A 14924-nucleotide genomic window follows, 5' to 3' on the forward strand; every position below is an offset into this window, starting at 1 on the left:
CCTCGCCGCGCGGGCCTCATGCGGAGCGCCCATGCTGAGGAGGAGGGCGCCGTCGTCCTGAGACTTGTCCTTCCCGAAGGCCGAACGAAGGCGCCCGAGAGGAGGAGGAAGTCATGCGCATGCGAAGAATCCTGGGTCTCGCCCTGGCCGCGGCAACCCTCGCCGGCATGAGCGCCGTCGGCGCTGTCAGCGCCGGGGCCGCCTCGTCTCCGAACATCAGCAGAGACGAGTGCACGGCCGCCGGCGGACAGATCACATCACGCCCCTACGCCGGCTACTCCTGCACGCTGCCTGACGGGACCACGCAGCCGATCACTTGACCAGTCGGCGCGCGGCCGGGCAACCAGTTGTCCGGCCGGTGCACCCGGTGCGGTGCGTACGGGGTGAGGGCCCCCGGTCCACCGTCGGGTGGCTCGCCCACGCCCGTCTCGACACAGAGGCACCCGCGGTGTGGGCTGTGGGGCGTCACTTTATGGCGACTTGATATGACGACTTGATATGACGACTTGACCTACGGCGCCTACGAGACGGCGGCGTAACAGCACGACCAAGGAGCCGACCGGCACGGTACACCGCCGGTCGGCTCCGCCGTGCTCCTCGACGACCCCGGGGAAGACTCCGCCGTTCGGCCCATCAAGGGCACCGGCCACAACGCCGAAAAGGATCAAGCGGAGTCGCCCCACCCCCGCGTTCCGGTACTCCTCCGCGCCCCAGGCCGTCCTGATGACGGCGGTCCCGTACCCCGGCCGTCAGGCCCGGAGGAGATCCCGCATGCGCGTCTTCCTGCCCCTGACCGCCGTCGCCACCGCCGCGCTCCTGCTCGTCACGGTCACCGGCGCGACTCCCGCCGCAGCAGACCGGAACCCCGACGGCACACCACTGACTAAGGTGTCCCAGGGCGACCCGTACGCGGACTGCACCATCGGCGCGAGGTCCCCCGACAGCATCGTCTACCCGGGCACCGAGGTCGAGCCGTACCTGTCCGTCGATCCGCGCGACCCCAAGCGCGTGGTCACCGTGTTCCAGCAGGACCGCTGGAACGACGGCGGCGCCCGTGGCCTGGTGGCCGGCTGGACCACGGACGGCCGTACCTACCACCGCAGCACGCTGCCGTTCAGCCTCTGCGCCCCGGGCGGCGCGGACTTCGAACGGGCCACCGACCCCTGGGTGAGCACCGGACCGGACGGCACCGTCTACGCGAGCGGCGAGGGCGTCGACTTCACCAAGAGCACGCGCAGCGCCCTCCTGGCCGCCACGTCCCGCGACGGCGGCCGCACCTGGCGGAACCTCACCACCACGCACGTCGACGAGCAGCCGTTCTTCAACGACAAGCCGTCACTCACCGCCGACCCGATCCGCAACGGCACCGCCTACCAGGTCTGGAACCGCCTCGACAACGACCCACCCGGCCCCGGCTCTCTCGACGGTCCCGGCTACATCTCCCTGACCCGCGACGGCGGCCGCACGTGGAGCGAGGCCCGGCCGTTCGTCGACACCAGCACCGTGCCCAACACCCAGACCATCGGCCATCTGATCGTCGTCGACCGGCACACCGGCACCCTGTACGACTTCTTCGACCGGATCACCTACGCCGACGACCTGAGCACCGTCGTCGAAGCCCACTACGCGATGGTCACCTCCACCGACGCCGGAGAGACCTGGAGCGCCCCGGTCACCGTGGCCAAGGACACCTCCGTACCGGAGGTCGACCCGAACGACCCCACCACACTGCTGCGCGCCGCGTCCACCCTGCCCAGCCCGGCCGTCGACCCCAGGACAGGCACGCTGTACATGGCCTACGAGGGCTCGGACTTCTCCGGCGGCAGGTTCAACTCCGTCCAGCTCGTGCGTTCCACCGACTGCGGACGCACCTGGGGGGCCCCCGAGCTGATCAGCCCGGAAGGCGTGCCGGCCTTCTCACCGTCGATCGCGGTCGACGAGCGGGGCACGGTCGCGCTCACCTACTACGACCTGCGCTTCCTCAAGCCGGGCGACACCACCACCCTGCCCACCGCCTACCAGTTGGCCACTCTGCCGCACGGAGACCCGGAGCTCCGGACCGAACGACGGATCTCGCGGGTCTTCGACTGGCTGCAGGCGCCGTTCGCCGGGGGCTACTTCCTCGGCGACTACCAAGGCCTGGTGGCAGACGGCAAGGGAGTGCGGGCGGTGCTCACCGAGACCCACTCCGGCGCACCACAGAACCGCACGGACGTGTACACCGGAAGCCTCCGCACCCGGTGACCGATCCGGAGGCCGTCGCCCCCCTGTCCAGGGCCGCGTCACCTACGGCATGAACCAGCTCAACAGGGCGCTCGCCTTCAGCGGCGTGCCGGCCGGCGTGCTCGTCGTCAACACGTACCAGACCGCGCCCACCGACGTCCCAACGAGAACGTGAACACGCTGCCCGTTCCGTACCACTGCGAGGCGGCGTCTATCGGCCAGATGTGGAGGACCGGTCGGGCGTCCGCCAGCCAGTTGTGCGGCGGCGGGCTCCGGCCCGGCGGATGCCATCCGGTTTCTGCCGTATCGTGCCGTGTTCAGGTCAGAGGTCGTACCGGACGCAACCGATACGGCCGTGAGGCCGTCTTCGGGGTCGCTGTGGGGCCGGGGCGCGGTGATGTGCGCGGGTCGGTTCCGGGGCACCCGGGCTACCCGCCGGACCAGCGGCCGCCCGGTGTCGGGGACACCCAGAGGTTCATCTGGTGGTGACGCGGGCAGGCTCTTCGATGATGCTTTCGTCCCACTATGGTGTGATAAGCAGGCTGTAAACGGTGGAGTTGCCGGGGGGTGCCCCACCGCGATCGCAAGACCAGTGGGGAAGGAAAACGGGGCTTATGGGGGACGACGGCATCCGGTTCACCGTGCTCGGAGCCGTACGGGTCGTCCGGGACGGAGGCGTTCTGGCCACCGGGTCGCCGCAGCAGCAGGCGCTGCTGGCGGCGCTGCTCATGCGGGCCGGCCGGGCCGCCCCCGCACACGAGCTGCTCGCCTCGATCTGGGGCGAGGAAGCACCGGACTCCGCCCTGTCGAGCCTGCGCACCTATGCCTGGCGGCTGCGCCAGATCGTGGAGGAGGACCGCACCGCGCCCAAGGTCCTCGTTTCCCTGCGCGACGGCTACCAACTGCTGGTGCCACCCCGCTCGGTGGACGCGCTGTACGCCGAGGAACTGGCGGCCCAAGCCGCGCGGGCCCGGGCGGCCGGGCGCGAGGAGGAGTGCGGCAGGCTGCTCGCCGAGGCCCTCGGCCTGTGGAGCGGCGAGCCCCTGGCGGGCGTGCCGGGACCGTTCGCCGAGCAGCAGCGCTCGCGATTCACCGCGCTGCGGCTCGCGCTGGTCGAGGAGCGCTTCGAGCACGACCTCCGGCAGGGGCGGCACGCGCTCGTCATCCCTGACCTCATCGGCTTCACGCACGAGCAACCGCTCCAGGAGCGGCCGTACGGCTTCCTGATGCGGGCGCTGTACGCGATGGGACGGCAGGCCGACGCGCTCGCGGTGTTCGGCCGGGCCCGCCGGGTCCTGGCCGAGGAGCTGGGCATCGACCCCGGGCCCGAACTCAACTCGCTCCACGAGCGGATCCTCGCGAACGACCCGCTCCTGATGGGCCATCTGGCCGAGGTACGGGACCAGTCGGCCGACCTCTCCGCCCCCGAACCGGAACCGCCCGCCGAGGCGCCCAAGGAAGCACCCGCGCCCACCCGGCCCGCCCAGCTGCCTGCCGACATCGCCGACTTCACCGGCCGAGAGGAGCAGGTCCAGGACCTCTACCAGGCCCTCACCGACCCCGCCCGCCCCTCCCTCGCGGTGGTGTCCGTCACCGGCATGGGCGGCATCGGCAAGAGCACCCTCGCCCTCCAGGTCGCCCACCAGGCCAAGCAGGACTTCCTCGGCGGCCAGCTCTACGCGGACCTGCGCGGCAACGGCCTGGAGCCCGCCGACCCGGGAGCCGTCCTGGGCAGCTTCCTCACCGCGCTCGGCATCCCCGGCCAGAGCATCCCCGCCTCGACCGAGGACCGGGCCCTGCTCTTCCGTACGACCCTCGACGGACGCCGCATCCTGGTCGTGCTCGACAACGCCCGCGACCCCGCTCAGATCAGGCCGCTGCTGCCGGGCTCCGCCGACTGCGGAGTGATCGTCACCAGCCGGGCCATGCTCGCCGGGCTCTCCACCACCATCCAGAGCGACCTGGACGTCTTCGACACCGCCGAGGCGATCGCCCTGCTGCGGGCGATCGTCGGAGCGGGCCGCATCGGCGAGGAACCGGAAGCCGCTGCCGAACTGGTCGCCCTGTGCGGCCACCTCCCGCTCGCCGTGCGCATCGTGGCGGCGCGGCTCGCGGCCCGGCCCCGGTGGCGGGTGGCGACCATGACCGGCCGCCTCGCCGACGAACGGCTGCGCATCGGCGAGCTGCGCGCCGGAGACCTGGCCGTGTCGGCCGTCTTCGAACTCGGCTACCGCCAGCTGACCCGTCCCCAGGCGCGGGCGTTCCGGCTGCTCGCGCCGTTGACCCGGCAGGGCATCGGAACGGCCGCCGCGGCGGCCGCGCTGGGCCTGGACGAGTACGACGCCGAGGAACTGCTGGAGGCGCTGGTCGACGCGGCCATGCTGGAGGCACCGCTGCCCGGCCACTACCGCTACCACGACCTGGTGCGCTCCTTCGCGCTCCAGCTCGTGGTGTCCGATCAGCCGGGATCCGAGGGGGCGGACGGCGACGAAGGGGCCGCGGCACTGGGGCGGCTCCTCGACTTCCTGCTGGACGGATCGTGTTCGGCCTTCCAGACGATGGTGCCGGGCGACCCGGTCGGCGCGATCCTCGGCGGCAGGCCCGAGTCCGGGCCGCGCTTCGCCACGCTGGCCGAGGCGCGCGCCTGGGTGACCGAGGAATTCGACTGCGCCGCCAACGCGGCGGCCCTGGCCGCCCAGAGCTCCCCGGGCGGCCCCACCCGGACCCTGCGCAACGCCAGCGACCTGCTGGTCGCCCTCAGCCCTTTCGGACAGGACATCCAGTACCTGCAACTGGCCACGGCCGCCCGCAAGGTGGCCGACGCCGCAGCGGCGCGCGGCGACGACCAGGCCGAGGCGCGGGCGCGGTTCGTGTGCGGCAACGCCGCCCTCCAGCACACCCGGCTGGCCGAGGCCGAGCTGCACGCCCGGCTGGCGACCGAGGCCTGCGGGCGGGCCGGGGACGACGTCATCCTGCGGCAGATCCTCAACGACCGGGGCCTGATCGCGCAGTGGCAGCGGCGCTTCACTGACGCGGTGGACTTCTACGACCGCGCGGTGGAACTGGCCCGGCGACTGGGACACCGCTCGGGGGAGCTCACCACCGAACTGAACGCCGCCCAGGCCCGGCTGCGCAGCGGCCGCCCCGCCGACGCGGTGGTGGTGTGCGAGGCCGCCCTGGACCGGCTGCGCACCGAGCAGGACCCGCACGTGACGTCGTACGCCTGGTACGTCCACGGCATGGCGCTGCACGAGCTGGGGCGGCACGCGGACGCCGTCGTCAGCTACACCGCCTGCCTGGAGGTCTGCGCCTCGGCCCGGCTGCGTGGACGGGAGTCCCAGGCGAGGTTCCGGCTCTCCGACAGCCTGCGGGACCTGGGCAGGTACGACGAGGCGCTGGCGGAGGCCGAGCGGGCCCTGGCCCTGAGCGAGGAACTGGGCTCCCAGCGGGAGCGCGGGCACTGTCTGCTCGCCCTGGCCCGCGCCCTGGCCGAGACCGGCGACGGCACGGCGGCGCTGGCCCGTGCCCGCCAGGCCCGCGACATGTTCACCCTCCTCGGGCTGCCCGACGCGGACCAGGCCGAGGACCTGGAGCGGTCGCTCGGCGGGCCCGTGGGCGCGAACGGCTGAACGGCTGAACGGTTGAACCGCTGAGAGGCTGAGAGGCCCGGTGACGGGAGGCACCGGGCGGCCTGGTCGATGACCGCGCCCGGGGCCCGTGGCGGGCTGTGGTTCAGCCCTGGCTGTTCCACTCGGTCGGGTCGATCGGGCCACCGGCGAGGACGGTCACGGTGTGCTCCGGCGCCGGAGCGTCCTGGTGGGAGACGGCCACGGAGAACAGCGAGGCGGCGCAGCCGACGGCGACGAGGATCGCGGCCTTGCGCAGGACCAGGGACTTGATGGATCGCTTCATGGGGTAGCCGTCCGCTTCGTGGATCGATGCCTGTGTACGGGAGAGAGCCGGTGAGACCGTGAATCTTTCGGCTGCTCGACAGCAAGACTGGTCCAGTCCGCTCTACGACGGATATATGCGGGATAACCGGCTCCCCGCCCGATGCCGGCGCACCTGAGGATCCTGCGTATATGCGCCCCGTGCAGCATTCCGACCGTGCGGTGGTCGGCCTCTGAGCCGGTGCCGCCCGCCGGACCCACCACCCGGTCCGTCCGGACCGCGCACCGCCCCGGCCCCGGCCGGCCCCGACCACGGACCGTACTCCCACAGCTGCCCCCGAACCGCCACACGATGGACCCGGGCCAGCGGAGGTTGCCATGACTGCCCTTCCGTCTCCTTCGACCGCGCACCCCTCCTCTGCCGCGCACTCGGCCGACCTCAGTTTCGAACTGCTGGGCGAGGTCCGGGGCTGGCGCAGCGGCGTCGAGCTCCAGCTCGGCGCGCCCCGCCAGCGCGCCCTGCTCGCCGTCCTGCTGCTGCGCGCCGGTTCGCCCGTCGGCCGCGACCACCTGATCGACGGGATCTGGGGCGACACCGCCGTGCTGGACGGCGCCAATCTGGTGCAGGCGTACGTCTCCAAGTTGCGCAAGCTGTTCGAGCCCGACCGGGCACCGCGCACCGCCGGAGGCGTGCTCACCCGGGTCGGAGCCTCCTACCGGCTCTCCATCGAGCCCCAGCAGTGCGACCTCGGCCGGTTCGAGCAGTCGGTGGCCGACGCCCGGGCGCTGCGGGCGGCCGGGCAACCCGACGTCGCCGAACGGACCCTGGCCGCGGCCCTGGCTTCCTGGCCCGGCCCCGCGCTCACCGGCGTGAGCGGCCCGCTGCTCGACGTCGAACGCACCCGGCTCGCGGAGCTGCGGCTGGCGGTCGTCGAGGAGCACGCCGAGCTCTCGCTCGAACTCGGCGGCCACGCCCGCCTGGTGCCGCACCTGCTCGTCCTCACCGCCGAACACCCGTACCGCGAGCGGCTCTGGGCGCTGCTCATGGTGGCGCTCTACCGGGGCAGCCGGCAGGCCGACGCGCTGGCCGCCTACCAGCGGGCCCGGCACACCCTGATGGAGAACCTGGGCCTGCTGCCCGGCCCGGAGCTGCGGGGGATAGAGGAGGCGATCCTCGGGGGACGCCCCGACCCGTTCGCCCGCTTCGCACCGGCCGAGGCGGTCGGCACCGCGCCGGTCCACGACGGGCTCGGCGGCGTACCGGCCGCGTCGTACGGCGCGACACCGGAACCCGGCCGCCCCCACCTGACCTTGGTCGACTCGGCCCCGCTCACCGCACCCGCGCCCCGCACCGCCACCCGCGGCCCCTGGGCCGACGGTGCGGCCCGCCTGGCCCGCTGAGGCCCCTCCGACATACCCACCGGACCGCTGAACGCAGCGTCCTCCTTCCCCGTCCGTCCGTCGCCCCACCGCCGTGCGCCGAGCCTTCGGGCCCGTGCACGGCGGCGTTCGCCATGGCCGGAATCCCGTCGAGACAAGAAAGCGCCACCCCATGACAGTCCAGACCGACACGGCCCCGCCGGACGATCCCCGCCCGGTCCCCGGACCGGAGGCCGCCGCGGTGACCCCGGCCGACCCCGGCACGCCCGCCCCCGCCCCCGCGCCCCGCACCCGGCGCCGACGCCTGCGGCGGATCCTCACGCGCACCGCGGTCGCCCTCACCGCCCTGGTGCTGCTGGCAGCCGGCAGCCTGGCCGGGTACGCCTACTGGACGGTCCAGCGCTCGCTGCCGCAGCTGTCCGGCAGCACCGGCGTGCCCGGTCTGCGGGGCGAGGCCCGGATCGTCCGGGACGCTTCCGGCATCCCGCAGATCTACGCCGACAACGCGCACGACCTGTTCATGGCCGAGGGCTACGCCCAGGCCCAGGACCGGTTCTGGCAGATGGACACCCAGCGGCACGTCACCTCGGGCCGGCTCGCCGAGATGTTCGGTCCGAGCCAGGTGCAGACCGACAAGGTGGCGCGCACTTTCGGCTGGTACCGGGTGGCCGAGCAGGAGGTGACCATGCTGTCGGCGGAGACCCGGGCGTACTTGCAGGCCTTCTCCGACGGAGTGAACGCCTACCTCGCCCGGAACCAGGGCGCCGAGCTGTCGGTGGAGTATCCGGTGCTCGGCTTCGTCTCCGGCGACTACCGGCCCGAGCCGTGGACCCCGGCCGATTCGGTGTCCTGGCTGAAGACCATGGCCTGGAACCTCAACACCGGCATGATCGACCAGTTCCAGCAGGCGATGCTGGCGGCGCGGCTGCCCGCGGGTACGGCTGACGACCTCTTCCCCGGCTACGACTTCCAACGCTGGTCGCCGATCGTCCCCGACCGCGCACCCGCGACCGCACCCGCACCCGCACCCGTGACCGCAGCGGCGGCCCCGGTCCCGGCGGCGCCCGCCGCCGGAGCGGCGCCCGTCGTCCCCGCCGCGGCCTCCGCCCCGCTGGCCGACAGCGCGGCGGTGCGGGGCGTGCTGGCCGCCGTCCTCGGCCCGCAGGGCATCGGCATCGGCTCCAACTCCTGGGTGGTGGCGGGCAGCCGCACCACCACCGGAAAGCCGCTGCTGGAGAACGACCCGCACCTGACCCCCTCGCTGCCGGGCATCTGGTACCAGGTCGGTCTGCACTGCACCCGGATCGGCCCCGACTGCCCTTACGACGTCAGCGGCTTCACCTTCGCGGGGATGCCGGGCGTGGTGATCGGCCACAACGCCGACATCTCCTGGGGCTTCACCGACCTGGGCGCCGCCGACTCCGACCTGTTCGTGGAGAAGGTCAGCGGTTCCACTTACGAGCACCAGGGCGAGCAGCGGCCGATGACCGTCCGCCAGGAGCAGATCAAGGTGGCCGGTGCCCCTCCGGTGGATCTGACCGTCCGCTCGACCCTGCACGGCCCGCTGATCTCCGACGTGCTCAAGTCCGCGGACGAGGTGGCCGACGAGGGCAAGGAGCCCGACGTCCCGCCGCGCGGCGCGCAGGAGGACTACGCGGTGGCGATGCAGTGGACCGCGCTCGACCCTGCCCCCACCATGGACGCCCTCTTCGCCCTGGACCGGGCCGCGAACTGGAACGAGTTCCGCGCGGCCGCCGAGGTCTTCGCCTCGCCGGTGCAGAACATGATCTACGCGGACACCGCCGGGAACATCGGCTACCAGACGCCGGGCCGCATACCCGTCCGCAAGGCGGGTGACAGCCGCCACCCCGTACCGGGCTGGACCGGGGCCTACGACTGGACCGGCTACCTGCCCTTCGACCAGCTGCCCACGAGCTTCAACCCTCCGGAGGGCTACATCGTCACCGCCAACAACGCGGTGGTCGGCCCCGGCTACCCGCACCTGATCGGCAGCAGCTGGGGCACCGGCTACCGCAGCCAGCGGATCGCCCAGCTCATCGAGCAGGGCGGAAAGCTGGACGTCGCGGCGATGGAGCGGATCACCCAGGACAGCTGGAACGGCAACGCCACCACCCTGGTGCCCCGGCTGCTCCAGGTCGGGGTCGGCCCCGACGCCGGACCGGCACAGGACCTGCTGCGTGACTGGGACTTCACCCAGGGCGCCGACTCGGCCCCGGCCGCCTACTTCAACACGGTCTGGCGCGAACTGCTGCAGAGCGCGTTCACCGACCGGCTGAGCCAGGCCGGAGTCAAGGGCTACGCCTACCCGGACGGCGGCGGTCGCTGGTTCGACGTGGTGCGCGGCCTGCTCGACAAGCCGGACAGCACGTGGTGGACCAGCGCCGCCGACCCCTCCGTGCGCGGCCGCGACGCGATGCTGCGCCAGGCGATGGAGCGGGCCGCCACCGACCTGCGCAAGCGGCTCGGCGACGAGCCGCGCAAGTGGCGATGGGGCGCCCTGCACACCCTGACGCTGGAGAACCCGACCCTGGGCACCGGCGGCCCGGCCCCGCTGCAGTGGCTGCTGAACGCCGAGCCGGTCGGGGTCGGCGGCGGTACCGATTCGGTGCTGGCCAACGGCTGGGACCCGCAGAAGGGCTTCGAGGTGATCTGGGTGCCCTCCATGCGGATGGTGGTGGACCTGGCGGACTTCGAGCGCTCCCGCTGGATCAACCTGACCGGCGCGTCGGGCCACGCCGGCGCGGACACCTACACCGACCAGACCGGGCTCTGGGCCAAGGGCGGCAGTCTGCCCTGGCCGTACGGAGCGGCAGCGGTGGACGCGGCGGCGCGCGACCGCCTGCGCCTCACTCCCTGAATTCAGTAGGTCTTCAGTCGGGCTTCAGTCCGGCACACGCGGGCCGTCGGCGGTGTCACCGCCGACGGCCCGTCGCGCGTCAGCGGATCGGCAGCAGGGCTTCGGTGCCCGGCCAGACGGCAGACAGAGCGGCACCGACCGGCTGTCAGTGGAGGGCAACCGTGCGGTAGGCGGCGGACGGAAGCATCGTCACCGACAGTCGCCCCGGGCGCCCTGCCACGGGGCCGGAGATCGGAGAGACATGCGCTGGGAGCAGGTGTACCTGGCCGGCACGGGTGTCTGGCTGGCCGACCGCGCGAACGCCGTGGCGGCGGTCGCGGCCGGTGCGTACGACGCCGGGGAACACGCCGTCAACCAGATCCACTCGGTCAGCTCGGCCGTGGCCGGCGGGCCGGACGATCTGTCCGCGCCGGAGATGGCGGTCCGCGCGGCCCGTACCGCGCTGCGCCGGTCGGGCCGGGCAGCGGAGCGGGTGGCCGCCGTGTTCCACAGCTACCTGTGGTTCCAGGGAGCCGAGTTGTGGCCGTCCGCCGCATACGTGGCACAGCACACGGTCGGCTCGGCGGTGCCCGCCTTCGACCTGTTGCAGCAGTGCAACGCGGGACTGGCCGGACTGGAGCTGGCGGCCCGGCAGCTCCGGTCCGGCGGGTCCGGCGAGGGCGAGGCAGTGCTGCTGACCACGGCCGACCGTTTCGCGCCCCCCGCCTTCGACCGCTGGCGGGCCGAACGGGGCATGGTCTACGGCGACGGTGGCACCGCGCTGGTGCTGAGCTCCTCCCCCGAGGGAGCGACCGGCCGCCTGCTGGCCACCGCGACCCGGGTGGACAACTCGCTGGAGGGCCTGGCCCGGGGCGCCGGATTCCGTTCCGGGCCGGAGTTGGAGGCCAGGCCGGTGAACCCGGGGCTGCGGGCCGAGGAGTACTTCCGCGCACAACGCAACATGCGGGCCGCGACGCTGCGCACCGCCGAGGTGGCGGCCGAGTCGATCCGGGTCGCGCTGGCCGATGCCGACACACCGATGGAACAGATCGACCGGGTGGTGCTCAACGCCACCGGACGCCAGCGGATGCACTGGCAGCTGGAACACCAGTTGGGCGTCGAGGAGAAGTTCTCCAACTGGGAGTTCTGCCGCGAGGTGGGCCACCTCGGCGCCGGGGACCACTTCGCCGGACTGAACGAGCTGCTGGAGACCGGCGAGGTCGCCGAGGGAGACCGGGTGCTGCTGGTAGGCGGCGGCACCGGCTACAGCTGCACCAGCGCGGTCGTCGAGATAACCGATGCCTCGGGCGGGTGCGCATGAGCACCGAGATCCCGACGGGACCGTACGACGTCCTCCCCGGGGCCGCGACGGACGACGGCACCCTCGTCATCGACCTGCTGGACGCGGCCGCGGCCGCCCGTCCCGCCGCGACCGCCGTCCGGGACGCCTCCGGTGCCTGGAGCTACGCCGAACTGGCCGATGCCAGCCGGACGGTGGCCGCCCGGTTGCGGGGGTCCCAGGGCGTCGCGCCGGGTGACAGGGTGGTCCTGCGGCTCGGCAACCGGCGGGAGTTCGTCGCGCTGTACTACGGCGTGCTGCGGGCCGGCGCCGTCGCGGTGCCGCTGAACCCGGAGCTGAAGGCCTTCGTGCTGCACGGGGTGCTGGCGGACGCCGCTCCCGCGGTGGTCGTGCTCGACCCGTCCGAGACGGAACCGGTCCGCGAGGCGGTCGCCGCCTGCGGCGCCCGTCCGGTCACGCCCGCCGAACTCCTCGACCGGCCCGGCCCGGACGCGGATCCGGACGCGGACGCGGATACGAACACGGTCTCCGACCCCGACCCCGACCCCGACCCCGACCCCGGCCGCCCGGAGGCCGACGCGATCGCCCAGCTCATCTACACCTCCGGCAGCACCTCCGCCCCCAAGGGCGTGGTCTGCACCCACCGCCAAGTGGTCTTCGCCGCCCGCGCGATCGCCCGCCGGCTCGACTACCGGCCGCAGGACGTGGTGCTCGCCGCGCTGCCGCTCTCCTTCGACTACGGCCTCTACCAGCTCCTGCTGGCCGCGATCGGCGGCTCCGAAGTGGTGCTGGCGGACGCGGCCGCGCCGGTGCGCGTACTGACCGTGCTGCGCGAGTGCCGGGTCACCGTGGTGCCGGTGGTGCCCTCGCTGGCCGAGATGCTGTGCCGCCTCGCGGCCCGCGGCACGCCACCTGAGCACGTACGGCTGTTCACCAACACCGGTGCCGCTCTGGCCGGTTCGACCATCGAGGCACTGCGCTCCGGGTTTCCGGGCGCGGCCGTGGTGGCGATGTACGGAATCACCGAGTGCAAGCGGGTCACGATCGCGGAAGCGGACGCCGATCGCGAGCGCCCCGGGTCGGTGGGCCTGCCCTTGGACGGCACCACGGTCGAGGTGCTCGACGAGCGGGGCCGCGCACTGCCGCCGGGCGAGCTCGGCGAGATCGTCGTCGGCGGCCCGCACGTGATGACCGGCTACTGGAACGCGCCCGAACCGACCGCCCGACGCTACCGCCCGGACCCGCACACCGGACGCATCCGGCTGCACACCGGCGACCACGGCCGGCTGGACGCGGACGGACACCTCTACATCAGCGGTCGCCTCGACGACCAGTTCAAGCGGCGCGGCGTCCGGATGAGCACCCCGGAGATCGAGGCCGCCGCACTGGACGTGCCCGGCGTACGGGCGGCCGCCGCGCTGCCGCCCCGGGACGGGCTCGACCTGCGCCTGGTCGTCACCGGCCAGGACGGGCTGACCGCGCACCAGGTGATCGAGGGCCTGGAACAGCGGCTGGAGGCGGCGAAGGTACCCGCCAGCTGCCGGGTCCTCGCCCGGATGCCGCTCACCCCCAATGGCAAGACCGACCGGAAGGCGCTGGAGACCGATGCGCACTGACCCGCCCCCCACCGCGCCGGCCCGGACCCCGGCCCCTGTGCCGCCGCCCCCCGAGGACCTGCTGGCCGCCGAGCTGGTGCGCCGCTACGGCAGCCCGCTGTACGTGTACGACCTGGCCCGGGCCGAGCAGGCCGCCGCCGACCTGCGTGCGGCCCTGCCCGAGCGCTCCCACCTCTACTACTCCCTCAAGGCGAACCCGCACCCCGGGCTGGTCCGCGCCCTGCGCCTGGCCGGCTGCCGCCCGGAGATCTGCTCCACCGGTGAGCTCGCCGCCGCGCTGGCAGCGGGCTTCGACGCCGCCGACTGCCTCTACGGCGGCCCGGGCAAGACCGCCCAGGAGCTGCGCGAGGCGCTGGCCGCAGGGGTGGCCACCTTCTCGGTCGAGTCGCCCGCCGATCTGCGCCGGGTCGGCGCCGAGGCCCGGGCCCTCGGCACGACAGCGCGCTGCCTGCTGCGGATCAACGGCGCGGGCGCGGGAGCGGGCGTCGGCCTGCGGATGACCGGCGGGGCCTCGCAGTTCGGCCACGACATCGTGGACGGCCTGCCGGACCTCGACGCATTCACCGTGGAGGGAACGGAGTTGTGGGGACTGCACTTCTTCCCGCTGACCAACGCCGCCGACCCGCAGGGGCTGCTCGCCGAAGCCGTCGCTTCGATCCGTACCGCGGCCGCACTGGAGGCCCACTGGGGCCGGCCGCTGCGGATGCTCGACCTCGGCGGCGGCTTCGCCTGCCCGTACGCGGCACCGGGTGAACGGCCGCTCTACCACGCCCTGCGCGCACCGCTGGAGGCCGCGCTGGACGAGCATCTGCCGGGCTGGCAGGGGCGGTTGGAGCTGGCCTTCGAGTCCGGCCGGTACCTGGTCGGTGACAGCGGGCGGCTGGTCTGCACCGTGACCGAGGTCAAGGAGAGCCGTGGGACCACGTACGGCGTGCTGGACAGCGGGATCAACCACCTGGGCGGGCTCTCGGGGGTGGGCCGACTGCCCTCGCTGCGCGCCGAACCGCTGCACCTCGCCGACCCCGGGCCCGAAGCGGAGGGGGCCGCGACCCGCCGGGTGGCCCTGGTCGGGCCGCTCTGCACCCCCGCCGACGTGATCAGCCGGGCCACCGAGGCCGTACCGCCGCGGCCCGGCGCGCTGCTGGCCGTGCCCAACGTCGGCGCGTACGGCGCCACCGCGAGCCTGCTCGCCTTCCTCGGCCGCCCGGCCCCCGCCGAGATCACCGTCCGGGACGGCCGGGTGGTCGGCGCCGACCGGCTGGCCCTCACACGCGAGCCGCTGCCCGACCACCACATCGACCACCGGACCCACCACCACACCGACCACCGCCGCGACCTCACCGGTCGCACCTCAGGGAGCTGAACAGCGTGACCACACACCACTTTTGGGACGACCGTTACGAGACCGTCCTGGCCGGGATGCTGCCCCGGCTCGCCGAACGGCGGCCGCTGACCGCCGACTGCGGGCTGCGCACCGCCGGGCTGGACTCCATGGCCGTCGTCGAGCTGCTGGTGCAGCTGGAGGAGGCCTACCAGGTGGCCATCCCCGACGAGGAGCTGGGCCCGGAGGCCTTCGAGACCGTCGGCAGCCTGTGGGCGGTCGTCGCCCGGCAGCTGGACCCGGCCACCCCGCACTGACCGGCCCGCCCCAACCGCTG

General features: G+C 73.4%; 10 protein-coding genes. 9 read left to right on the top strand and 1 reads right to left on the bottom strand.

The window, feature by feature from the left end; translation table 11 throughout:
• The first annotated feature begins 113 nt into the window (after positions 1–113).
• The 3 genes from OG737_RS26930 to OG737_RS26940 all read left to right on the top strand — a co-directional run bounded on the left by OG737_RS26930 (position 114) and on the right by OG737_RS26940 (position 5852).
• Positions 114–320, top strand: a complete 207-nt coding sequence (locus tag OG737_RS26930; protein ID WP_328928795.1) for a hypothetical protein — start codon at positions 114–116, stop codon at positions 318–320.
• 451 nt (positions 321–771) lie between these two features.
• Positions 772–2244: a neuraminidase (sialidase) gene (locus OG737_RS26935; RefSeq protein WP_405677502.1), complete on the top strand. Its 1473-nt coding sequence runs from the start codon at positions 772–774 to the stop codon at positions 2242–2244.
• Between the two features lie 593 nt (positions 2245–2837).
• Positions 2838–5852, top strand: coding sequence for a BTAD domain-containing putative transcriptional regulator (locus OG737_RS26940; RefSeq protein ID WP_405677500.1), 3015 nt, complete (start codon positions 2838–2840; stop codon positions 5850–5852).
• A gap of 103 nt (positions 5853–5955) precedes the next feature.
• Here OG737_RS26940 and OG737_RS26945 read toward each other — a convergent pair whose 3' ends face one another.
• The gene (locus OG737_RS26945; protein WP_328928798.1) at positions 5956–6135 is read right to left on the bottom strand and encodes a hypothetical protein; all 180 of its coding nucleotides are present in this window, start codon (positions 6133–6135) and stop codon (positions 5956–5958) included.
• Between the two features lie 356 nt (positions 6136–6491).
• On the opposite strand from OG737_RS26945, the gene OG737_RS26950 reads away from it, so the two are divergent.
• From OG737_RS26950 to OG737_RS26975, 6 genes are all read left to right on the top strand, one after another.
• Entirely contained in the window at positions 6492–7514 is a 1023-nt protein-coding gene (locus OG737_RS26950; RefSeq protein WP_328928799.1) for an AfsR/SARP family transcriptional regulator, read from the top strand.
• A 151-nt stretch (positions 7515–7665) separates the two neighbouring features.
• Entirely contained in the window at positions 7666–10371 is a 2706-nt protein-coding gene (locus tag OG737_RS26955) for a penicillin acylase family protein (protein ID WP_405677497.1), read from the top strand.
• Between the two features lie 241 nt (positions 10372–10612).
• Entirely contained in the window at positions 10613–11671 is a 1059-nt protein-coding gene (locus OG737_RS26960; RefSeq protein WP_405677495.1) for a ketoacyl-ACP synthase III family protein, read from the top strand.
• Entirely contained in the window at positions 11668–13266 is a 1599-nt protein-coding gene (locus OG737_RS26965) for a class I adenylate-forming enzyme family protein (protein ID WP_405677493.1), read from the top strand. The genes OG737_RS26960 and OG737_RS26965 overlap by 4 nt, the downstream gene beginning before the upstream one ends.
• Positions 13256–14629: a type III PLP-dependent enzyme gene (locus tag OG737_RS26970; RefSeq protein ID WP_405677491.1), complete on the top strand. Its 1374-nt coding sequence runs from the start codon at positions 13256–13258 to the stop codon at positions 14627–14629. Before OG737_RS26965 ends, OG737_RS26970 begins: the two co-directional genes overlap by 11 nt.
• A gap of 5 nt (positions 14630–14634) precedes the next feature.
• Positions 14635–14904, top strand: a complete 270-nt coding sequence (locus OG737_RS26975; protein WP_328928804.1) for a phosphopantetheine-binding protein — start codon at positions 14635–14637, stop codon at positions 14902–14904.
• Positions 14905–14924 lie beyond the last annotated feature (20 nt).

The sequence above is a fragment of the Streptomyces sp. NBC_00122 genome, assembly GCF_045160845.1.
GTDB lineage: Bacteria > Actinomycetota > Actinomycetes > Streptomycetales > Streptomycetaceae > Streptomyces.

Excerpts from the sequence above, each read along its gene's own strand:
- OG737_RS26930 (WP_328928795.1), top strand. The coding sequence starts at position 114 with ATGCGCATGCGAAGAATCCTGGGTCTCGCCCTGGCCGCGGCAACCCTC.
- OG737_RS26935 (WP_405677502.1), top strand. The coding sequence starts at position 772 with ATGCGCGTCTTCCTGCCCCTGACCGCCGTCGCCACCGCCGCGCTCCTG.
- OG737_RS26940 (WP_405677500.1), top strand. The coding sequence starts at position 2,838 with ATGGGGGACGACGGCATCCGGTTCACCGTGCTCGGAGCCGTACGGGTC.
- OG737_RS26945 (WP_328928798.1), bottom strand. The coding sequence starts at position 6,135 with ATGAAGCGATCCATCAAGTCCCTGGTCCTGCGCAAGGCCGCGATCCTC.
- OG737_RS26950 (WP_328928799.1), top strand. The coding sequence starts at position 6,492 with ATGACTGCCCTTCCGTCTCCTTCGACCGCGCACCCCTCCTCTGCCGCG.
- OG737_RS26955 (WP_405677497.1), top strand. The coding sequence starts at position 7,666 with ATGACAGTCCAGACCGACACGGCCCCGCCGGACGATCCCCGCCCGGTC.
- OG737_RS26960 (WP_405677495.1), top strand. The coding sequence starts at position 10,613 with ATGCGCTGGGAGCAGGTGTACCTGGCCGGCACGGGTGTCTGGCTGGCC.
- OG737_RS26965 (WP_405677493.1), top strand. The coding sequence starts at position 11,668 with ATGAGCACCGAGATCCCGACGGGACCGTACGACGTCCTCCCCGGGGCC.
- OG737_RS26970 (WP_405677491.1), top strand. The coding sequence starts at position 13,256 with ATGCGCACTGACCCGCCCCCCACCGCGCCGGCCCGGACCCCGGCCCCT.